This is a genomic window from Elusimicrobiota bacterium, from assembly GCA_016182905.1.
Classification (GTDB): Bacteria; Elusimicrobiota; Elusimicrobia; order UBA1565; family UBA9628; genus GWA2-66-18.
In genome coordinates this window covers 13949-33710 of sequence record JACPFR010000006.1, presented here as the reverse complement: position 1 = coordinate 33710, position 19762 = coordinate 13949, and the positions used below count along the sequence as shown (strand labels likewise).

Below are 19762 nucleotides of genomic sequence, written 5' to 3'. Positions count from 1 at the left end.
GTCGCCGTGGAGGGCGCCGTATTAGTGGCGCTCCTCGCGGTCATGGTGACGCTCGCCTTCGCCCAGGTGGTCCTGCGCCATTTCGGCCTCGGCCTATTGTGGGGGGAGACGGTCCTCAAGCATCTGGTCCTCTGGACGGGCTTCCTCGGCGCCGCGCTCGCCGCCGCCTCCGAGAAGCACTTCGCCTGGGAGGCCGCGCACGTCGGCGCGCCGGAGAGCTGGAGGCCCTGGCTGCGCCTGACGGCGAACCTCGCGGGCGCGGCGATCACCGCGCTCCTGCTCCGGGCCTCGTGGACCTATTTCATCGACGACCGGGCCAACCCCTCCGAGCTCCTGAACGTCGGCGGGCTGGCGGTCCAGTCCTGGGTCGCGGCGGCGGGCATCCCCGCGGGCTTCGCGCTGGTGCTGATCCACATACTGTTCAAGAGCGCCGACGCCGCCGCCGAGGCGGCCGGGAAATGACGGCGCTCGCGCTGGCCGGCTTCGCCGCCCTCGCGCTGGCCGGCGTCCCCGTGTTCGCGCTGATGGGCGCGCTGGCGCTGTGGCTGTTCGACGGCGCCGGGATCCAGTCGTCGGCGGTCATCATCGAGCTCTCGCGCCTGGCCTCGCTGCCGTCCTTGATCGCCGTGCCGCTGTTCACCTTCGCGGGCTACCTGCTCGCCGAGTCCAAGGCGCCGCAGCGCCTCGTGGCGCTGGCCGAGTCGATGTTCGGCTGGCTGCCCGGCGGCGTCGCGGTCGCCGGGCTGTGCGCCTGCGCGCTGTTCACCGCGTTCACCGGAGCCTCGGGGGTGACGATCATCGCCCTCGGCGGCCTCATCTTCCCGCTGCTGCGCCGGCAGGGCTACCCCGAGAGCTTCTCGCTGGGCCTGATCACGACGACGGGGAGCCTCGGCCTCATGTTCCCGCCGAGCCTGCCGATCATCCTCTACGCCCTCGTCGGCAAGATCTCGATCGACAAGCTGTTCGCCGCGGCCGCGGTCCCGGGGCTCCTGCTGCTCGCGGCGCTGTCGCTCTACGCCTTCGTCGTGGCGAAGCGGGAGAACGTCAAGCCCATCCCGTTCTCCTGGCGGGCGCTGCGCGAGGCGGCGCACGCCGCCGCCTGGGAAATACCGCTTCCGCTCATCGTGATCGGCGGCATCTACGGCGGATTCTTCACCGCGTCCGAGGCCGCCGCGGTCATGGCCTTCTACGTGATGATCGCCGAGGTCCTGATCTACAAGGACGTGCCGTGGCGGAAGCTCCCGGGGATCGCCCGCGAGAGCATGATCCTCGTCGGCGCGATCCTGATCGTCCTCGGCTGCGCGCTGGGCCTGACGAGCTACATGATCGACGCGGACATCCCGGGGCGAATCTTCGCGTTCCTGCACGAGCACGTGAAGAGCCCGTGGGGCTTCCTCGCTCTGCTCAACGTCTTCCTGCTCATCGTGAACATGGTGGAGATCTTCTCGGCCATCGTCATCGTCGTGCCGATCATCGCCCCCGTCGCGACGCAGTACGGCATCGATCCCGTGCACCTCGGCGCGCTCTTCCTCCTCAACCTCGAGATCGGCTACATGACGCCGCCGCTCGGCCTGAACCTCTTCCTGTCGTCGCGCCGCTTCGATCGCCCGCTCCCGGCGCTGTACCGCGCCGTCCTTCCCTTCTGGATCCTGCTTGTCGGGGCCCTGATGGTCGTCACCTATTGGCCGGCCCTGAGCCTGTGGCTGCCCCGCCTTCTCAAACTCCAATGAACCCTAAACCGACACGAGAGCTGCTCCCCGAACAAAGGATCGCCCTGCTCAAGAAGATCCGCGAGTCGCACGCCTACCTCAAGGCGTACGCCGACATGGACTTCATGGGCCGCAAGGACCTCCGCGCCGTCCGCCTCCAGCTCGAGCTGCTCAAGCCCGAGCTGATCCTGCGCGAGCACAAGATCCGCTCGACCATCGTCGTGTTCGGCTCCGCCCGCATCCTGTCCGGAGAGGAGGCCCGCCGCGAGCTGAACGTCGCGCAGGAGAACCTCTCCGAGCGCCCCCGCGACGTCGAGCTCAAGCGGCTCGTCGTCCTCGCGGAGAAGAAGGTCGAGCTGTCCCACTGGTACGAGGAGGCCCGGCGCTTCTCGGCCCTGCTCTCCAAGGCCCAGCAGACGGGGCAGGACCTCGAGCACGTGATCGTGACCGGGGGAGGCCCCGGCATCATGGAGGCCGCCAACCGCGGCGCGTGGGAGTGCGGCGCGAAATCCATCGGCCTGAACATCACCCTGCCTCACGAGCAGGACCCGAACCCCTACATCACGCCGGAGCTGTGCTTCCAGTTCCACTACTTCTCGCTGCGCAAGATGCACTTCCTGATGCGCGCCAAGGCGCTGGTCGCGTTCCCGGGAGGCTTCGGCACGCTCGACGAGCTCTTCGAGACGCTGACCCTCGTGCAGACGGGAAAGAAGCGCGCCCTGCCGATCGTCCTCGTCGGCAAGACCTTCTGGAAGCGGCTCGTGGACTTCGACTACCTCGCCGAGCAGGGCATGACGAACTGGGCGGACAACAAGCTCTTCAAGATGGTGGACACGGCCGAGGAAGGCTGGGACCACATCCGCAAGTTCTGGAAGTCCCACAAGGAGACGCTCGCTGCCTCATGATCGGAGCGGCCGTCCTCGGCGTCCTGCTCGCCGCGCCCGTAAGCGCGCTGTCGCCTTTCGTCGAGCAGCTGCGCAAGGCCGAGGCGCGCAGCGCGTCGGACCCGGAACGGGTGGAGTACGCGACGCGCGCCCTGCGCGCCTGGCTGCCGGAGGACGGGCGCCCGCTCCTGGCCCACGCCCACTTCGCGCGCGCGGAGGGGGAGGCCGCGCTGTTCGACGACGCCGCGGCCGAGGAGGACCTCACGAAGGCCCTCGAGCTCGACCCCCGCAACGAGCGCGCGATCCTGATGCGCTCCCGCGCGCGCGCGGCCCTCGGGCGCGGCGTCGAGGCCGAGCGCGACGCCCTCGAGTTCCTCTCGACGCGGCACGACGACCCCGACGGCTGGCTGGCGCTCGGCGAGGCCCGCCTCGTCTCGGGCCCGCCGAAGTCGGACCGCGAGGCCCGCGCGGCCTTCGCGAAGGCCGCGCGGTTCCTCGGCTCCGAGGACCCGCGGCCGAGCCTCGGCGACGGACGCGCGTTCCTGTCGGCGCGGCGGCATCGGGAGGCGCTCGCCGCCCTGTCCGCCGCCGCCGAGCGTCCGCAGAAGCGCCGGGCCGAGATCCTGACCTGGCGCTCGCGCGCCTACTCCGCGCTCGGAGACTGGGAGAACGCGCACCGCGACCTGACCCGGGCGATCCCCGACCTCGAGCGCGCCCTCGACGACCGCCGCCGGGCGGGCGCGGTCCCGCGCGGCGTGAACGCCGCGCGGCTGACGCTCGCCGACGCCTATTTCCGCCGCGGCCTCGCCAACGAGGCGCTCAAGGCCAAGGACCCGGCCCTCGCCGATCACCGCACGGCCTGCGACCTCGGCCTTCGCCCGGCCTGCGCGCGCGCCGCCGCGCTGGAGAAGCCCGAGCCGAGATCCGCGCCCAAGCCCAAGGCGAAGAAGGCCCCGCGCAAAAAGAACCCCAAGGGCGACGCCGGCGAGCGGATCTATGCGAACTGAGATGGGGAACTGGAACGACGACGGATCGAACCACAAAGACACGAAGACACGAAGAACGGCAACGGATAGAGAAGTCGCCGGCCATGGCCGTATGCCGTCGACTCTAAAGCCGTTCGTTCTTTGTGCCTTCGTGTCTTTGTGGTTCATCCTCTCCGTTCAACCCGCGCGGGCGGGGGGGGCGCGGACGTCGCCGGCGGCGACGGCCCAGCTCGACGCGGGCCTGACCGCGCTGTACAGCCTCGACTACGCCGAGGCCCGCCGCGCCTCGCGCAAGCTCATCGAGCTCGAGCCGGACAACCCCTTCGGCTACCTGTTCGAGGCCGGCGCCATCTGGTGGCAGGCCTCCCAGGAGTACGGGCTGTTCAAGGATACGCCGACTTTGCAGGGCCTCTTCGAGCAGGACATCGAGGCCGGCGTGCGCAAGGCCGAGGACTACATCAAGTCCAAGGACAAGCAGACGCGGCTGGACGGCTATTACGTCTCCGGCATGACGCTCGGCGTGCGCGGCCAGTGGAACCTCATGAAAGGGAAGTGGCTCGACGCCTACTTCGACGGCAAGAAGGCGATGAAGCACCTCAAGAGGTGCGTGAAGCTCGACGACGAGTACGAGGACGTTTATCTGGGCCTGGGCGTGTTCGATTACCAGGCCGCCCACCTCCAGGGGATCGCCAAGCTCGGCGCGCTGTTCGGCCTGCGCGGCGACGAGAAGCGGGGCCTGGAGCGCATCCAGCGCGCGGCGGACAAGGCCGGCTTCGCGCGGCGCCAGGCGGCGCAGATGCTGACCTCGATCTACCTCGTCGACCTGCACGACGACGCGCGCGCGCTGCCCCTGATCCAGGGCCTGCGCAAGGACTTTCCCGGCAGTCCCTACTTCATATTCCTCGAGGCGGTGGTCCGCCACCGCCTCGGCGACTGGGACGGCTCGCTGGCGGTCGGCCGGGAGCTGCACGCGATCGTCGCCGCGGACCCGAGGGCCTTCCGCCGCAAGTGGCTGACCTTGGCGTGCGGCCTGTCCGGCTCCGACTGCCTCGCCAAGCCGGAGATGGAGCGGACCTTGGCCTGGCTCGACCACGCGATCGAGACGACGGCGAAGGAGAAGCCGGGCACGTTCCGGTCGCTGCTCCATCTGCTGCGAGGCATGACGCTCGACGTCCTCGGACGCCGCGACGAGGCCGTGAAGGACTACCAGCGCGCCGAGTTCCTGCCGCCGCTCGGGGATTCACGAGAGATCGCGCGCTCCTGCCTGGCATCGCCGTGCGACCGGGAGAGCGTCCTCAAGCGCCTTCGCGCGATGTCGAGGGAAGATTAGTCGGCCGCCCGAGACCGATGATCGCGCGCGGGGGCACGCCGCGTTCCCCCTTGTGCGCGGGCCGACGAGTAGATTAGACTACGGCGATGGCGAACATAATCATCGCGGACGATGACGAAGCCTACTGCACGGTCGTGGGCGACTTCCTCAAGGACCGGGGGCATCAAGTGTCGGTCGTGTACAACGCCGCCCATCTGAAAGCGCTTTTGCATACCGTCAAGCCCGATCTCATGATCATCGACATGCACATGCCGGGAGGCGGCGGCCCCGCCGCGATGGGCAACTTCCGTGAGACCGGCCTCCACGCGAAGCCTGTGATCATCTGCTCAGGGATGCCGGTCGAGCATCAGGAGAAGTGGGCCCGGGTTCAGGGACTGACGAATTTCATCTGCCGGCAGAAGCCGCCGCACCTCCCCGACCTCGGCAGCAGCATCGACGCGCTCTGCAAGTCGGACGCGCCTCCGGCCGCTCCCGCCGAAGACGCCTGAGCGCGCGCATGGCGAAGATCCTGCTCATCGACCTCGACTGATGCCAAGGACCAAATGGCTGTTGATGGTGGATGACGACCCGGCGATCCTCGCCATTCTCGAGGGAGCGCTCGCCCACCCGGGGCTGACCATAACGACCGCCTCCGACGCCCTGCAGTCCTTCCTCCAGGCGCGCGACATCAAGCCGTTTCTGATCATCTCCGACATCCAGATGCCGGGCTACGGCGACGGGACGAAAACGCTCAAAATGCTGCGCGAGGATCCGCGGATCCCCCGGGTGCCGATCATCTTCATGACGGGCATGGACCTCAAAAAGGCGCGCGAGCTTCTGCCGGCCGGAGATCCGACCATCGGGCTGATCGCCAAGCCGATCGACCTGGCCAGGCTGCGAGAATACGTCTGGAAGCTCGCGGGCATCACCGCTCCGGAGGCCCTGCCCCCGGGGACGGCTCCCTGAAAGGCGCCCTCCGCACCAAGAACGGCCGCATATTGAATTTGTAACGCATAGGCGCTATCCTACCGCCTATGGTGAACGTCAGCCTTTGGACCGGACTCCTCTCGTCCGCAGGCGTGCTGGCATGGATCGTCACGCGCCCCGGCGCCGCCCGGAACATCTACGATCCGCACGGCCTGCTCATCGTCTTCGGCGGCCTCGCGTCGGCGATGCTCATCAATACTTCTCTCCCGCAGATCCTAGGGGCCCTGCGCGCCGTCGCCTGGGTGCTGTTCCCCGGGGGCCTGCCCTCGCCGACCGAGGCCGCGGCCGAGCTGGCGCGCCTCTCGCGGCGGGCGCGCGCCGAGGGCGGCATCCTCGCGCTTCGCGGAGAGGGTGGAGGCTTCGCGGGCGGCTTCCTCAAGTACGCCCTTGAGACCGCCGCGGCCTGCGGGGAGACCAACGGCTCGCGGGAGATCCTCGACATCGCCATCCGGCGCCGGCGCATACAACGGCAGGAAGACGCCAACGTCCTGAGGACCATGGCGACTCTCGCTCCGATGTTCGGCCTGCTGGGCACTCTCGTCGGCATGCTGCAGGTCCTCAATTCGATGTCCGAGCCGACGCGCCTGGGCCCGGCCATGGCCCTGGCGCTGTCCTCGGCGTTCATCGGCATCGGCATGGCCAACTTCATCTGCGTCCCGCTGGCCGGCCACATCCGCTCCCAAGCGATGCGCGAGACGATGATCCTTGAAATGATCGTCGAGGGCGTCCTCGATATCTCGATCAGCCGCCCGACCTTCCAGGTGGAGCTGCGGCTGGCGGCCTACCAGGACCTGGAGATCGGCGCGGAGGCGGACGCGGAGGCGGCGACCTGAGGCACCCGAGCGGCGGCTCCTGGGACGAGCGCGAAGAGGATCTCGAGAACCAGCTCAACCGCGGCGCGCTGTGGGCCATCACCTACGGCGACCTCATGAGCTATCTCATGATCTTCTTCCTGCTGCTCTACGTCGCCACCGCGACGCGCAGCGTGGGCGTCCAGATGAGCGTGAAAGCCGCCGAACAGCGCTTTTCCAACGACGCCCAGAGCATCCAGCAGATGTTCACCCGCTACGGCACCCAGAAGATCGCCCGTCTGGAAATCGGCGAGAACAAGATCCGCATCGTCTTCATGGCTCCCGTGCTCTTCGACTCCGGCGACGCCTATCTCAAGAAGGATTCCCTGCCGATTCTCCAGGAGATCGTCTCGACCCTCAATGACCTGCCCAATGCGATCCAGATCGAGGGCCACACCGACGACCGTCCCCTCGGCAAGGGCGCGAAGTTCGACACGAACTGGGAGCTGTCGGCCGCGCGTGCCTTCGCCGTCCTGCGCTTCCTCGAGATCAACGGCATAGCGCAGCAGCGCCTGTCGGCGATCGGCTACGGAGAGTTCCGTCCCGTGGAGACGAACGCGACGCCCGAGGGCCGCACGGCCAACCGCCGCATCGAGATCAACATCCTCCGCCGCGAGAACTAGGCCGGACCGGCGGGCTTGGCCGCCGGGCCGGCGCGCGGCACGAGGAACGCGAAGCGGCTTCCGTCGCCGGGCTTCGATTCCACCCAGATGCGGCCGCCGTGCAGCTCCACGATCTTGCGGCAGATGGCCAGGCCCAGGCCGTAACCGGCGCGGGAAGCCGCGTCTCGGTCGAGCTGGCTGAATTTCTCGAACACCGCGTCGAGCTTGTCGGCGGGGATGCCCGGGCCGCTGTCCTGGACCGAGAATTCGACGTCCGGGCCGACCACGCGGGCCGCGAGCGCGAGGCGCCCGCCTTCCGGGGTGAACTTCAACGCGTTGCCGGCCAGGTTCATGAGCACGCGCTCGAGGAGCGGCGCGTCGCAGGTCAGCTCGGCGTCCGGCGCGGACGCGGCCGTCAGCACGATGCTCTTGCCGTCGGCGGGGATCTGATAGAGCTTGCGGACGGCATCGAGGATCGACTCCGCCTTCGTCTTCGCCAGGTTGATCCTCATCGTGCCGGACTCGATCTTGGCGGTGTCGAGGATGTCCGTGATCAGGCCGGCCAGCCGCTTCGAGGCCTGCGCGCCGAACTCCGCGTAGCGCTTCTCGCGTTCGCCCCCGTTGGGCAGGTTCTTCATGAGGGTGACGATGCCGTCGATCACCGTGAGCGGCCCCCGCAGGTCGTGCACGAGGGAATGGAAGAATTCCTCCTTCATGCTCTCCAGCTCATGCTCGACCGTCACGTCGCGCAGGAGCACGAGGATGCCTATCTGGACCTTTTCGCGGGATACGGTCAGAGCCTGGCAGGAATAGTACCGATTCCTCTCGCCCTCCTTCGCCTGTATTTCGACGTGGAAGAACTCGCCCATCTTGTTGCCCGCGCGAGCCGCGTCGATCAGCTTCATCAGCTTGGGCGATTTGCCCACGATCGTGGAGACTTCGAGCTTGCCCGTCGCGTCGACGCCCATGATCCTGGCGGCGAGGGCGTTGATGTACAGCACCTGCCCGTCGTGGGCCGCCAGGAGGACGCCATCGGGGATATTCTTGACCAAAGCGTCGATCTTGGCCTTCTCCTCCAGGAGCTTCTCGACCTGCAAGCCCTGGTAGCGGCTGACCTTCTCCGTCATCGCGTTGAAGGTCGAGCGAAGACGCTCGAACTCGCCCAAGCCGAGGGGGGGGACGGGACGGGAGAAATCATTGGCGGACACCCGCTCGGCCGCCGCGAGAAGAAGCTCCACAGGCCGAACCAGGCGTTTGCTCAGCATGTAGGCGCCCGCGGCCACCAGCACGAGCACCGCGAGGAAGAAGGCCGCCGCTCGCGCCGCGACCTCGGATTCCTCCGCGTAGGCCTCCCGCCGCAGCTGCAGGCTGACCGCGTGCCATCCCAAGGCGGGAACCGGCGCCGCGGCGGCGACCCATGCGCCGCCGTCGCCCGCGACGTCATCGAGCCACCCACCCCCGCTCCCGCCGGGCCAGCGCCAATCCGCCGCCGGAGGAGGCGCGCCGACGCCCGGGATCGGGCGGCCCTCGGCGTCGACGAACAGCAGGCGGCCGGCGTTCGTGGTGATGCGCTGCATGCGCTTGGCCAGGGCGGTCAGCGAATAGATCAGGTACAGGCTGCGTCCGTCGGCCAGCGGATGGACGGCGGGAACGAAGGCCCGGCCGCCGGCGGAGATCGGCGCGCCCAGCGACACCAGGCCCGTCTTCTTCGACTCGCGCAAGGCGGGATCGCCCGAGCGATCCTCGGGGCTGGTCGAGAACAGATCCGGGTCCGCCACGCGCACGACTTCGCGCCCCGCGGCATCGACGAGCGACATCAGCGCGATGGAGGAGTCCGCGAGCGCGGCGCGCCTCACGGCGCCCTCTTCGAGCCGCGTAAGGCCGCGAGCACGGTCGAGCTCCTCGACGACGCCGAGCGCCCGGTTGAGCTGCTCGAGCGTGCGCTCCGCCTGTTCTCCCGTCAGCGCCGCCAGACGCCCGTGCATGACGCGGGCGTTGTCTCGCACCGCCCTGCGCCCGGACATCATCCATCCGCCGAGCCCGGCGAGCGGCAAAGTCGCGAAGAGCATCAGGATGAGGAAGAGGCGCGGGAAGAGCTTCACGGCCTGTCTGAGGGGCGCGCCGGCGCGGGCGCGAAGGCCAAGATCAAGCAGGCGCCGTGCCCGCTCGCGGCGTTCGACGCCTCCGCGTCGCCGCCCCAGCGGCGCAGCGCGCGACGCACCGCCGCCAGTCCCAGTCCCGCGCGGCCCTGACGGGGAGAGACGAACGGCTCGAACCTGCGCTCGAGCCAAGCGAGCGGGTAGCCCGGACCGTCGTCGCGGAATTCGAGCCGTACCGCCCCGGACTCGGACGCGGCCAGCTTGACGCGCAACGTCGCGCCGCGAGGAAGCGCCTCGAGCGCGTTGCGCAGCACATGGTGCAGAGCCAGGCGCAGCTGCTCCGGGTCGTGAGGGGAGTCGGGCATCTGGCGGGAACCCTCGCGCGCCAGAGTGATTCCGCGGCCGCGGAACGCGGCGTCCCAGGCCGCTAGAGCCGAATCGAGGACCGGCGAGATCGGGGCCGTTTCGGTCGACGCCGGCGAGTCGGAAAGCGCCAGTTCGATCGTCGCCAGGGAATCCGCCGCCTGGCTGAGACTCGAGCCGGTCAGACGCAGGAGGGCGCGCTGCCCCGTCGACATCGGCCCGGACGAAAGACGGCGCAGGTGACCGTAGGCGGCCTGAAGGGGCGGCTTCACGAGGCGAAGCAGTCTCGCCCAGCCCGGTTCGAGGGCGAACTCCATGGCCGGATATACGACGCCGGAAGGCTCTTCGAGGCCGCCCTCCGATTCGATGCCGGCCGGCGGCAGGGAGGGAGAGAGCGCTTCGTGAAGCTTCCGCTCCAGCTCATGAGCGTTCAGCTCGAGCGCGCGCTCGCGCCCCAGCGCCGTCGCCCGCAGCTCGGACAGTTCCCGGCGCAGCGAAGCGATGACGGCCGAAGCCGCATCCAAATCGGCGCGCAAGGACGGGACGGCCTCGAGCGCCTGCCTGCGCTCCAGATCATCGCGCTGGATGCGGCTGAGCGCTTGGTCCAGGCGTTTACGCAGCGCATCGACCTCGGAGACGGCCTTCGCGTCGCGGACTCCGGATTCGGCGGCGGCCCGGTCGAGCTTCGCGTGCGCGGCAAGAAGGTCGCGCCTCAAGGCCTGCTCCATCGAGCGGCGGGACGCCTCGGCGTCCGACCCGAAGGCCTCGGCCTTGCGCCGCAGGGTCTCCAGGCGCACGTGCTCGGCGCTCAATAGCGCCACGCGCTCCTTGAGCCCGACGACCTGCCGGGCCAGCTCCGCCGCGCGGCGGCCCGAATCCGCTTCGCCCTCGGCGCGGGCCTCCTCGAGGTCGCGCGCCGTCGGCCGCTCGGCCAACTCCGAGCGCAACCGCCCGAGCTCCTCGAGCAGCGAGGCGCCCTGCGCGCGAGAGGCCTCCAGCTCCGCCGACAGGCGGCGCAGATCCTCGCGGGCGGAGGCCAAGGCCTCGCGCCTGACGCCTTCCGACGCGGGAACGAGAGGCGCGGCGGGCGCCTCGCCGGCGCCCGTGAGGCGGCGCAGGTCGTCGAGCGCGCCGGCCGCCTCATCCAGCCTGCGCCGGGCCTCCACGAGCGGGTCGCGGCGAGGCGGCATCAAAGCGTATCCTCCGCCCCGGCGCCCTGCTCGAGCCTGACCTGCCCTTTGGCGGCCAGGTCGAGAACGATGTCGAGCAGCTTTGCGCGGGCGGCCACGACCTTGTCTTTCGGCTGGGGAACCGAGGCTTCCTCGCGGACCAAGCCGCGAGGCCCCTCCGGGAGCTCCGACAGGACGCGGCTGATGAGGCCCTGAGGGGCGCCGCGCAGAGCCGTTCCCCACAACGCGTACGGCACGGCGCCCATGACGCGCCGCAGGTCGGTGGGAGACAGCGCCGCGAAATCCTCGAACGTGAACAGCAGGCTTTCGACCGACTCGACTCCGGGCCGATCCTTGTCGGCCAGGCGCTCGAGAAGCTGCGCGCGCTCGTCGCCGGGGAAGCGGCTCAAGATCGACGCGAGGCGCTGAGAACCGCGAATGCCGTTGGCGACCGATATCCTCAGCCGGTCCTCGATCTCGGACAATCGGTCCGGGTCCACGGCGTTCAGCTTCAGAATGGCCGACGACGCCTCGGCCTGGACGCCGGCCGGCAGCTTCGAGAACAGCCGCGAGGCCGTCTCCGGGGACAGCTTGGCGAGATAAGCGAAAATCTGAGCGAGATCGGCGGGCGCCTCATCGGCCAGTATGCGCGCCGCGTCCGCCGCGTCGGCCGTCTCCAGAAAGTCGAACCGCCGTCCCAGCGCCGTCATGGGAGCCGCCGCGAACCCGCCTCCGGCGCCGGCTTCGATGAGCCCCGCGGGCGAGCCGGGCATGAGCTCGGGCAGGGGTTCACCCATGCCCGGCTCCGCTTCCGCTCGGCCGCGCCCAGAGGTCAGCTCCTTGGCGAAAACGCGCGCGCCCCGCACGAACGCCGCGGCGAGGATGAGGATGAGGAGCAGCGCGCCGAGCAGGCCGGACGCCGCGAAGGCGAGCGCTCGCCAGTCCCCCGGCGTGGAGAAAGCGGATTTCCAGGCGGGCCGCATGGGCGCCCGCACGATGCTCAGCCTGTCTCCGCGCGCGTCATCGATGCGCAGCAGCTGCGGCAGGATCTGCGCCGCGTCGCGCGCCTCGGTCTCCGTCAAGGCCGAGTCCAGGACGGCGGTGGCCTCGATCTTCTTGATCTCGAAGCCGGCGTCCCTCAGGCTGTGCTCGAAGTCCTTTTGGAAGGGCGCAATCGGCTGGGCCGCGCCGGGATCCTTCCCGGCGGCCGCGGCGCGCTCCCTGTAATAGCCGGGCAGGTCGAGCAGGCGCAGGGCTTCCTTGACCCCGCCCGAGCCGTCCTTGGAGATGGGAGTGAACATCTCGACCTCGGAGCGGATCTGCAGCCGCTCGCCCCGGACTTCGACGAGGACCTTCGCGCGGCCGGGACCGAGAATGCCGTCAAGCACGGCCATGGCGCGGCCCGAGAGCCTCTCGGAAACGAGGACCTCGTCCGAGGACGTCTCGGCCGCCTCGACCGAGACGCAGAGCAAGGCGGACACGGCAAAAAATGCAAGCGCGCGCATGCTTATATAGGATAACTCATGCGCGCGGCCTCGCGGTTAAGGATTTGTTATCGAGCGGGAGCCTGAAAAAGAAGCGGCTGCCGCGCTCCGGGGCGGACTCCGCTCCGACGACGCCTCCGTTGAGCTCCACGAGCGATTTCACGATGGACAAGCCGAGGCCGGTGCCGATCGCGGACAGGCTGTTCTTCGCCCGGGTGAACGGCTTGAAAAGGGTCGCGAGCGCCTCGGGAGTCATGCCCACCCCGTTATCCGCCACGAAGCATTCGACTCCCTCCGGGATCCGCATCAGGCCCACGGTCACGCGTCCGCCGCGAGGCGTGAACTTGACGGCGTTCGACACGAGATTCGTGACAGCCTGGGTGATCAGATCGGGATCGACGCGCAGCAAGGGGAGGCCCGGCTCGAGCTCGAGGATGAGCTTCTTGCCCTCTTCCTCGGCCCAGGGGCGCTGGAACAGCGCGGCGTCCTCGACGAGACGCGTCAGGTCGCACAGGCGCGGATGGAAATCCATGTTGCCGCGCTCGATCTTGGCCGTGTTCAGCAGACTGGTGACGAAATGAGCCAGGCGCGCCGCGTTCTGATGGATCCGCTCGAGCTGACGCCGCTCCTCCGCGGTGAGGCTCTTGGCCTCCGCCAGCAGCATGCGCACGTAGCTGTCGATGGAGAAAAGGGGAGAACGAAGCTCATGGGTCACCGAAGCGACGAAGGTCCGCTTCATGTCCTCGAGCTCGCCCAGGCGCACCGTCATCCTGTTGACGCCCTTGGCCAGCCGCGCGACCTCGTCGGAGCCTCCGTCCGCGATCCGGCGGCTCAGACGCCCCTCGCCGACGTCGGCGAGGGCGCGCTCGATGACGATTAGGCGGCGGGTCAAGGTCCAGGCGAGCGGGATGCTGAGCAGCACGCCCGCGAAAAGAACGATCAGCACCGCGCCGCCGAGGTCTCGAGCCAGGCTGGTTCGCGCCGCGGATATCCTCCGCTCGAGCTCCTTCGTCGAGAAGCTGAGGGAGACCACGACGGCGCCCTGACCCGACGCCGCCGGCGCCGTCACGAGCTCGACGCGCAGCTTATCGTCGCCCGCGACGGACTTGGCGCCTTCGGCGTCCTGCCAGCGCCCGGAGAAGTTGACGCGCGCCGATCGGATCTCCGGACGATCCCGGGTCAGGAACGAGACGTAGTCGAGCAGCATGAGCGGATCCTTGGCGAGCTGAGACTCGACGGCCATCGTCCTCACGCTTTGCGTCAGTATGTGTATCTTCTCCTCCTCGCCGCGGCGGAGGTGCGCGCCTTCGATCACGAAGAAGCTTCCGGCGGCCGCCACCGCCGTGACGGCGATGGCGATCAGCAGGACGGACGCGAGCTTGAACCGTATGCTCATCAGCGCGGCTTGCGGCGATCGAGGCGCTCGAGCGCCTTGCGCGCCTGCTCGTTCTCGGGATCGATCTGGATGATGCGCAGGAACATCGCGCTGGCCTGCAGGTACTCGCCGCGCGCGTAGTGCTCCACGCCCTTCTGATAGAGGACCTGCACGTCGCGCAGGTCCGCGCGCTTCGCCGCCGGCGCGGCGGGAGCGGCCGGCGACGGCCGGACCGGGACCACGGAGGCGGGCGCGGGCGCCGCCGTCGGGGCGGGCTCAGCGGCCGCCGGCTCGGGCTCCGCGGCCGCGGCCGGCGCCAGGCCGCCGGGCAGCTGCTTGCCGCTGGCGCGCTCGGCGGCCAGCTTCATGTAGGTCCGCAGGGACTCGATCTCCTTCTCCCGGGTCTCGAGCTTGAGCGCCGCTTCCCACATCCGGTTGGCTTCGAGATAGCGGCCCGCCATGTAGCGCAGCGAGCCCAGGCGCTCGAGCGCCGTGACGGATTCCGGCTCAAGCTCGATCACGTCCTTGAGCAGGGCCTCGACGCGGCCCTGGTCGCCGCGAGTGTGGGCGAACTCGACGCGATAAAGCAGCTCGTCGATGAAGCCGCGGGGATGATCGAGCGGCAGACGATCGGCCTTGAGCCCCACGGCCTTCTCCATCTCCTCGATGTAGTGGGCGATGAGAGCGTCCTCCGGCTTCATGCTGAAGGCATACGATGCGTGCAGCATCGCCACGCGATCCTCGCCGTTGAGTACGCCGCGCAGGGCCGCGATCAGGTGGGTGTCGAACTTGCCGCCGGGCTCGGGCAGTTCCGGGTAATACGAGGCGACCAGGCCGAGGCGGTTCGACAGCCGGATCAAAGCGGGGCTGAGAGGCTGCTTGAGGGCGAAGTCGCTGAGCTCCTTCTGCGCCGCGCGATATCTGCGCTGTTCGATGAGCGAACGCACTAGGGCCAGGCGAGGATCGCTCAAGTCCTGAGGCTTGAGCTCCTGCTTGTACTCGTAGCCGTAGTCGGGACCGTGCTCGCGCAGTCGCTTGGCCTGCTCGAGCAGCTCGCGGCTGATCTCCTCATCGCCGGTCGGCGCGCCGAAGTGAAAGGTCAGAGCGACGCGATGGGAGCCGGAATTGGCCTTGACCGCGCCCATCGGCAGGAGAAAGGCGTAGTCGGCCTGGATCTTATTGATGCGGTACGACACGCCCATCGTCATCTGGCGCCAATCGTCGCTGCCCACGCCGAGTGAGCCCCGGACGCCGAACTGGCCGTAGTCGAGACTCGGGAAATAGCGCTCGGCGGCGAAGACATAGTCGCGGCCGCTGGAGCCGGAGGCGGTCTTCTTCATGCGGACTTCTCCGATCAGACTCAACCACAAAGATTTATACGCCAATCCCAGGTTGATCGCGCGCTCGAGCTTGTCGCTGCCCGAGAACGCCACGTTGGGGGCGGCGAGGTGCTGAACCGCCAGGCCCGCCTGCCAGCGGGTCGGGAAGCGGTAGAGCAAGCCGAGATCGGCGTCGATGGTGCTCTTGCTCTTCGCGCCGCTGAGCACGGGGTCGGCGCCCTGGCCGCAGTTGATGCCGCTGCACGCATTGGATGCCTCGGGAGGCGCGGTGAACGCGCGCGTCAGATACTTGGCCGCGAAACCCGCCATCAATTGCGAGCCGGATTCGCGCTCGATCGGCTTGAAGCCGTAGGCCGCCGTGAGCGCCTGCTCGGAGTAGGCGCCGGCCAGCGAGAGACGGTCGAAGCCGAAGGCCAAGGTCCGGCTTTTCTTGCCGCGCGAGAGCGGGTGGGCGTACACGAACTGAGAGGAGCCGATCTCGGAACCGTCGCTCAGGCCCATGTACAGGCGCGAATAGGCGGCGGAGAACTGCTTGCGGTCGAGTTGGGCCAGGCCCGCGGGATTGTAGTGGAGCGCGTAGGCGTCGTCGGCCAGCGGAGCGAAAGCGTCCCCCAGGCCCGGCGCGCGGGCGCCGGCGCCGGTCTCCTCGAACGCGGCTCCGGCCGGCCTTGCAAGCATGCACGCGAGCAGGGCGCCGGCCAGCGTTCGCCTGAGAGTCACCGGACCACCACCAGGACGCCGGATTTGGCGGTCTGATCGATCGAGATGACGTAGATATAGACGCCGTTCGCGTAGCCGCGCGGATCCCAGGAAGCGAAAGTCGTGCCGGGTTCGATGGCGACGGAGGCCACCTGGCGGCCGCGCAGTTCATAAATACGGATGGTCCCCGCGGCATCCTGAGGATTGGCGTACTGGAAGACGGCGAAATCGTTCTTATTGTCGCCGTTGGGCGTCACGAAGCGGTTGACGCCCGTGAAGGAAAAGCCCTGCGGCGCGATGGGGGAGGCGACGCCGGCGCTGACGAGGAAAAGCGCCAATCCGACGATCTTATGCAGCATTCCCGGGAGTATATAGGGAAGATGCGAAGAGGATGTTACAGGGTTGCGAAATCCCCTGGAAACGCGCCGTTACTTGAGGATGACGATCGTGCCGGTGAAGGACTGCCCCTCGCCCTCGAGCTGATAGATGTAGATGCCCCCGGGCAGGGCGGCGCCGGGCTTCCATTCCAGGGTGTTCTGCACGGGACCGGGGGCAAGCTCCGAGACGACGACGCGTCCGCGCAGGTCGAGGATGCGGCCGGTGACCTTCGCGTCGCGGGGGTTGTCGAAGGTGAAGACGGCCGTGTCGTTCTTGCCGTCGCCGTTGGGCGTGACGAAGCGGTTGGAGAGGCCCGCCAAGTTGAAGGCGAAGCCCGCGACGCGCTCGACGGAGCGGAGCTGATACTGGCCGAAGTACTTCGTCTCCAGGAACACGTTCTGGGAGAGCGTATCGACCTTGCCGTACAGCTGCAGCCAGCGCGCCCCGTTCCACCAGTACACGCTGGCGTTCTGGGGACCGGCGGCGGCGCCCGTAAAGGAGGGGGAAAGCGAGCTGCCGGAGATCTCGTAGTGCATGCGCACCGTGCCCATGCCGTCGAGTCTGAAGTTGGGGTCGTGGATCAAGCCTCCGCGATAGGCCTTGAAATCGAGGGACTTGTACACCCGGCCGCCCAAGTCCTGCGGGCGGCTCGACACGATGATGGCGTAGGCGCTCGCCGAATCGCCGGCCGAGCCGACGAACGGCGCGATCTCCGCGGCGGGGATGCGGAAGTAGCTCTGATCGTCGGGGGCCACGACGAAGCCCTCGAGGGTCGCCGCCGAGCGGATCAGCGAGCGCCCGGACAGGGACAGGTCGGAACCGGTGCTCTCCGAGCGCACCGTGTAGTAGGGCGCGGTCGCCACGGCCGGGCCCGTCCAACTCGCCGTCCCCGTCGAGAGCGAGGCGACCTCGGCCCAGGTCCCGAGAACGATCGTCGACGCGCGGTAGACGCGATAGGAGGTCAGTTCGCCGATGGACGGAGCGGAGGGATCGACGAAGCCCGTCAGGTCGTCGTAGCGCACGACGGGCAGCCAACGGATCGTCACGCTGCCGGCTGACGAGCTGATGTCGATGCCGTACGGCGTCTGCGCCAGGCGTGGGATGATGTCGGCCGTGACGCTCGCCGACGGAGGGCTCTCCAGGGGCAGTCCCGGTCCGGAGGGAGCGCCCTTGTCCACCGCGCCGATGCGCAGGGCATAGGTCCCGTACGGCAGCCCCCCGATGAGCGCGCTCGTCGCGGACGCGGACGCCGTGCTCGACCAGGCGTCGGCGAAGTCGCGCGGGACCGTCGAATCGAGGGAAATCCGGTAGTAGTCCAGGTCGTAGGCCGTCCCCGAGCTCCAGGTGACCGTGAAGGTCGAAGCGCCTGTCTGAACCGCGGCCAGCCCCGACGGCGCGGGAGGGACCGCGTCGTAGATCAGCGCGAACGCCTGGCCGCCCGGCGTCACGGCCTTGACGTCCGCGTCCGAGATCAGGCCGGCCGAGTCCGTGCTCGTGATCAGAGCGTACACAGTGGCCCCCGGCTCGAGCCGGGTCAGGAGCAGGAAGTCCTGCGCCCCAGGCGAGCCGGGCGCGGGGGGGACCGCGCTGACCGACGGCGCGGGCAAGGAGCGAACGTCCATGGCGCCGCCCCACCACGCCGTCGTGCTGCCCCCGACGTCGTCCACCGAGAAGGTGGCGATGCGGATCGCGTAGCCCGCCGCCGGCGACGGCACGCCGAGGGCGTTCGAGTTGGAGTCCGGCGCCGTCCACTGCAGCAGCAACTGCCCTTCCGCGCCCGGCAGACCGACGAGGTCGGTGACGGGCGCGGGAGGCCAGATGTCGCGCGGAGTGATGCTGACGGCGAGGGAGTCCGGGGCGGCCAGGGCGCGCTCCGCCGTCAGGGCCGTGAGACACGGTCCCGCGACGGCCGCTCCGAGGAGGGCCGCGATCAGCCTCAGCCGTCTGAAGAGACTAGGGTCCACTGGACTCCGTTTCGATCAACAGCTTCACCGGCGCGTCGAGCCAGAAGCCGCTCGTCAGCCCCGACCGGATCATCGCCGCGTACTTCCTGCCTTTGTGCTTTTCCTCGTCCGGGACCGCCACGATCACCGAGGCCTGCCCGATCTCCGAAGCCCCCACGGTCACGACGTCGGTCTTCAGGCGTATCCAGGACGCATCCGGAACGGGCTCATACCCCTCCGGCATCTGGAAGCGGCTGTCCCAGGCCGCCACCTCCAGCCGCAGGCTCAACGCGTCCGCCGCGTAATTGGCGATGCGGATGGACTTCTTCGCCTCCTTGCGCGCGTCCCACGCTTTTCCGACGGGCACGCCGGTCAGGTACAGCTCCCGGGGCGTCACGTCGAAATCCAGCTGCTGCATGGCCTTCTTCTTCTTCTCCGCCTTGATGCTTTCCGGCCCCGGACCGATCGAGATCCGCACGCGGTTCTCGACGGCCACGCCGAACAGCCCGCCTCCGCCCTTGGCCTTGACGGTGACCTGGAAATGACGCCCCGTGAGAGCGGGGTCGTCCGGGATCGTCAGGAGCAGGTCGAAGAAGCCCACCGCCTTAGGTCCCAAGGTCAACCTGTCCGGCATGGCCTTCATCCATGACGGGTCCGGTATCGGCTCGTAGCCTTCGGCTAGTCGCGCCTTAAGAGGCTTCTCGAACTCGACGACCACCTCGGTCTGGGCGTCCCCGCGGTTCTCCACGCCGAACGGCACGCGCGCGGCCTCGCGCAGGTTGTAGGTCCTGCCCGGCTGCGCGCTTTCCAGGATGACGTCCCCGAAACGCGCCGACAGGCCGATCTTCGCCTGCGCCGGTCCCGGCGGCCGAAGCGCCGCGAGCAGCGCCGCGATCAATAGTCGCCTCATCAGTTCGGCCCTCCTCCCGTGACCGTGATCTGCACGAGCTTCGCGGTGAGGTCGGTCGTGGTCGGCGGCAGCGTGAACTTGAGCCACAGATGCGCCCGGCTGGCCGGCCCGTCCACCGTGAACGTCGGCAGGGCGTCCATCGTCTTGTAGCCCGCGTTCGCCGCCAGCAGCACGTACTGCACGTCGCCGCTGCCCTCGGTGCCCACGCCCGCCGACGCCGTGCCCAGCACGTCGCTGCCCGTCGCGCCCGGCACCGTCCCGGTGAACGCTCCCGACAGCCCCGCCAGCGTCGCCGCGTTCGTCACGCTCGTATCGCTGAACACCGCCCACGCCTTGAGCGCGTCGTTCTCGTTCGTCGCCGTGTTCGCGTCCAGCGTCCAGCCCCCGGACAGCACCGACGCCGCGATGGTCAGGTCCGTCGCCGCGTAGCTGCTGTTGACCTGCACCGTCGCCGGGCTCACCGTGAAGGTGCTGCCGCTCAGGTTCACCGTACCCAGGTTCAGCACCACCAGCGCCGTGTCGATGTCCACCGCGTAAGCCGCGCCCGGCACGATCGTCACCGTCAACGAGTCGCTCGCGTCAGCCCACGCCGTTCCCGCCAGCCCCAGGCTCAGCGCCAGGGCTCCCAGCCACCGTCTGCCTTTCGTTCTCATTCTCTTCTCCTTGTGCGTCAT

At 68.9% G+C, this 19762-nt stretch carries 18 protein-coding genes; 9 read left to right on the top strand and 9 right to left on the bottom strand.

All coding sequences use genetic code 11. The annotated features are described in order from the left end of the window. The first annotated feature begins 24 nt into the window (after positions 1 to 24). The 9 genes from HYV14_02580 to HYV14_02540 all read left to right on the top strand — a co-directional run bounded on the left by HYV14_02580 (position 25) and on the right by HYV14_02540 (position 7349). The gene (locus HYV14_02580) at positions 25 to 462 is read left to right on the top strand and encodes a TRAP transporter small permease subunit (GenBank protein MBI2384879.1); all 438 of its coding nucleotides are present in this window, start codon (positions 25 to 27) and stop codon (positions 460 to 462) included. Next, positions 459 to 1730, top strand: a complete 1272-nt coding sequence (locus HYV14_02575; GenBank protein MBI2384878.1) for a TRAP transporter large permease subunit — start codon at positions 459 to 461, stop codon at positions 1728 to 1730. Before HYV14_02580 ends, HYV14_02575 begins: the two co-directional genes overlap by 4 nt. Continuing rightward, positions 1727 to 2614, top strand: coding sequence for a TIGR00730 family Rossman fold protein (locus tag HYV14_02570; protein ID MBI2384877.1), 888 nt, complete (start codon positions 1727 to 1729; stop codon positions 2612 to 2614). Before HYV14_02575 ends, HYV14_02570 begins: the two co-directional genes overlap by 4 nt. Next, positions 2611 to 3600: a hypothetical protein gene (locus HYV14_02565; protein ID MBI2384876.1), complete on the top strand. Its 990-nt coding sequence runs from the start codon at positions 2611 to 2613 to the stop codon at positions 3598 to 3600. Before HYV14_02570 ends, HYV14_02565 begins: the two co-directional genes overlap by 4 nt. 91 nt (positions 3601 to 3691) lie before the next feature. Beyond that, on the top strand, positions 3692 to 4909 hold the full coding sequence (locus tag HYV14_02560) for a hypothetical protein (protein MBI2384875.1): 1218 nt from the start codon (positions 3692 to 3694) through the stop codon (positions 4907 to 4909). Positions 4910 to 4995: 86 nt separating this feature from the next. Beyond that, positions 4996 to 5397, top strand: coding sequence for a response regulator (locus tag HYV14_02555; GenBank protein ID MBI2384874.1), 402 nt, complete (start codon positions 4996 to 4998; stop codon positions 5395 to 5397). Between the two features lie 40 nt (positions 5398 to 5437). Then, positions 5438 to 5854, top strand: coding sequence for a response regulator (locus tag HYV14_02550; protein MBI2384873.1), 417 nt, complete (start codon positions 5438 to 5440; stop codon positions 5852 to 5854). A gap of 68 nt (positions 5855 to 5922) precedes the next feature. Beyond that, positions 5923 to 6708, top strand: coding sequence for a MotA/TolQ/ExbB proton channel family protein (locus HYV14_02545; protein ID MBI2384872.1), 786 nt, complete (start codon positions 5923 to 5925; stop codon positions 6706 to 6708). 95 nt (positions 6709 to 6803) lie between these two features. Beyond that, a complete protein-coding gene (locus HYV14_02540; GenBank protein MBI2384871.1) occupies positions 6804 to 7349 on the top strand; it encodes an OmpA family protein in 546 nt (181 codons plus the stop codon). Here HYV14_02540 and HYV14_02535 read toward each other — a convergent pair. The 9 genes from HYV14_02535 to HYV14_02495 all read right to left on the bottom strand — a co-directional run bounded on the left by HYV14_02535 (position 7346) and on the right by HYV14_02495 (position 19741). Next, on the bottom strand, positions 7346 to 9430 hold the full coding sequence (locus tag HYV14_02535; protein ID MBI2384870.1) for a HAMP domain-containing protein: 2085 nt from the start codon (positions 9428 to 9430) through the stop codon (positions 7346 to 7348). The two genes, HYV14_02540 and HYV14_02535, sit on opposite strands and share 4 nt — an antisense overlap. Continuing rightward, positions 9427 to 10980: a hypothetical protein gene (locus HYV14_02530; protein MBI2384869.1), complete on the bottom strand. Its 1554-nt coding sequence runs from the start codon at positions 10978 to 10980 to the stop codon at positions 9427 to 9429. The genes HYV14_02535 and HYV14_02530 overlap by 4 nt, the downstream gene beginning before the upstream one ends. Further along, positions 10980 to 12464 carry a hypothetical protein gene (locus tag HYV14_02525; GenBank protein MBI2384868.1) on the bottom strand — a complete coding sequence of 495 codons (1485 nt, stop codon included), beginning with the start codon at positions 12462 to 12464 and terminating at the stop codon, positions 10980 to 10982. The genes HYV14_02530 and HYV14_02525 overlap by 1 nt, the downstream gene beginning before the upstream one ends. Positions 12465 to 12480: 16 nt before the next feature. Continuing rightward, entirely contained in the window at positions 12481 to 13839 is a 1359-nt protein-coding gene (locus HYV14_02520) for a HAMP domain-containing histidine kinase (GenBank protein MBI2384867.1), read from the bottom strand. Beyond that, positions 13839 to 15878, bottom strand: coding sequence for a hypothetical protein (locus tag HYV14_02515; GenBank protein ID MBI2384866.1), 2040 nt, complete (start codon positions 15876 to 15878; stop codon positions 13839 to 13841). The genes HYV14_02520 and HYV14_02515 overlap by 1 nt, the downstream gene beginning before the upstream one ends. Further along, positions 15875 to 16216 carry a gliding motility-associated C-terminal domain-containing protein gene (locus HYV14_02510; GenBank protein MBI2384865.1) on the bottom strand — a complete coding sequence of 114 codons (342 nt, stop codon included), beginning with the start codon at positions 16214 to 16216 and terminating at the stop codon, positions 15875 to 15877. Before HYV14_02510 ends, HYV14_02515 begins: the two co-directional genes overlap by 4 nt. Positions 16217 to 16285: 69 nt before the next feature. Beyond that, positions 16286 to 18199, bottom strand: a complete 1914-nt coding sequence (locus HYV14_02505; GenBank protein ID MBI2384864.1) for a hypothetical protein — start codon at positions 18197 to 18199, stop codon at positions 16286 to 16288. Beyond that, positions 18189 to 19088, bottom strand: a complete 900-nt coding sequence (locus tag HYV14_02500; GenBank protein MBI2384863.1) for a hypothetical protein — start codon at positions 19086 to 19088, stop codon at positions 18189 to 18191. Before HYV14_02500 ends, HYV14_02505 begins: the two co-directional genes overlap by 11 nt. Beyond that, on the bottom strand, positions 19088 to 19741 hold the full coding sequence (locus HYV14_02495; protein MBI2384862.1) for a hypothetical protein: 654 nt from the start codon (positions 19739 to 19741) through the stop codon (positions 19088 to 19090). Before HYV14_02495 ends, HYV14_02500 begins: the two co-directional genes overlap by 1 nt. Positions 19742 to 19762 lie beyond the last annotated feature (21 nt).

Coding starts and splice junctions, on each gene's coding strand:
- HYV14_02570 (MBI2384877.1), top strand. CDS start 1,727: ATGAACCCTAAACCGACACGAGAGCTGCTCCCCGAACAAAGGATCGCC.
- HYV14_02540 (MBI2384871.1), top strand. CDS start 6,804: ATGAGCTATCTCATGATCTTCTTCCTGCTGCTCTACGTCGCCACCGCG.
- HYV14_02545 (MBI2384872.1), top strand. CDS start 5,923: ATGGTGAACGTCAGCCTTTGGACCGGACTCCTCTCGTCCGCAGGCGTG.
- HYV14_02520 (MBI2384867.1), bottom strand. CDS start 13,839: ATGAGCATACGGTTCAAGCTCGCGTCCGTCCTGCTGATCGCCATCGCC.
- HYV14_02550 (MBI2384873.1), top strand. CDS start 5,438: ATGCCAAGGACCAAATGGCTGTTGATGGTGGATGACGACCCGGCGATC.
- HYV14_02510 (MBI2384865.1), bottom strand. CDS start 16,216: ATGCTGCATAAGATCGTCGGATTGGCGCTTTTCCTCGTCAGCGCCGGC.
- HYV14_02555 (MBI2384874.1), top strand. CDS start 4,996: ATGGCGAACATAATCATCGCGGACGATGACGAAGCCTACTGCACGGTC.
- HYV14_02560 (MBI2384875.1), top strand. CDS start 3,692: ATGCCGTCGACTCTAAAGCCGTTCGTTCTTTGTGCCTTCGTGTCTTTG.
- HYV14_02495 (MBI2384862.1), bottom strand. CDS start 19,741: ATGAGAACGAAAGGCAGACGGTGGCTGGGAGCCCTGGCGCTGAGCCTG.
- HYV14_02500 (MBI2384863.1), bottom strand. CDS start 19,088: ATGAGGCGACTATTGATCGCGGCGCTGCTCGCGGCGCTTCGGCCGCCG.
- HYV14_02565 (MBI2384876.1), top strand. CDS start 2,611: ATGATCGGAGCGGCCGTCCTCGGCGTCCTGCTCGCCGCGCCCGTAAGC.
- HYV14_02525 (MBI2384868.1), bottom strand. CDS start 12,464: ATGCGCGCGCTTGCATTTTTTGCCGTGTCCGCCTTGCTCTGCGTCTCG.
- HYV14_02575 (MBI2384878.1), top strand. CDS start 459: ATGACGGCGCTCGCGCTGGCCGGCTTCGCCGCCCTCGCGCTGGCCGGC.
- HYV14_02530 (MBI2384869.1), bottom strand. CDS start 10,980: ATGCCGCCTCGCCGCGACCCGCTCGTGGAGGCCCGGCGCAGGCTGGAT.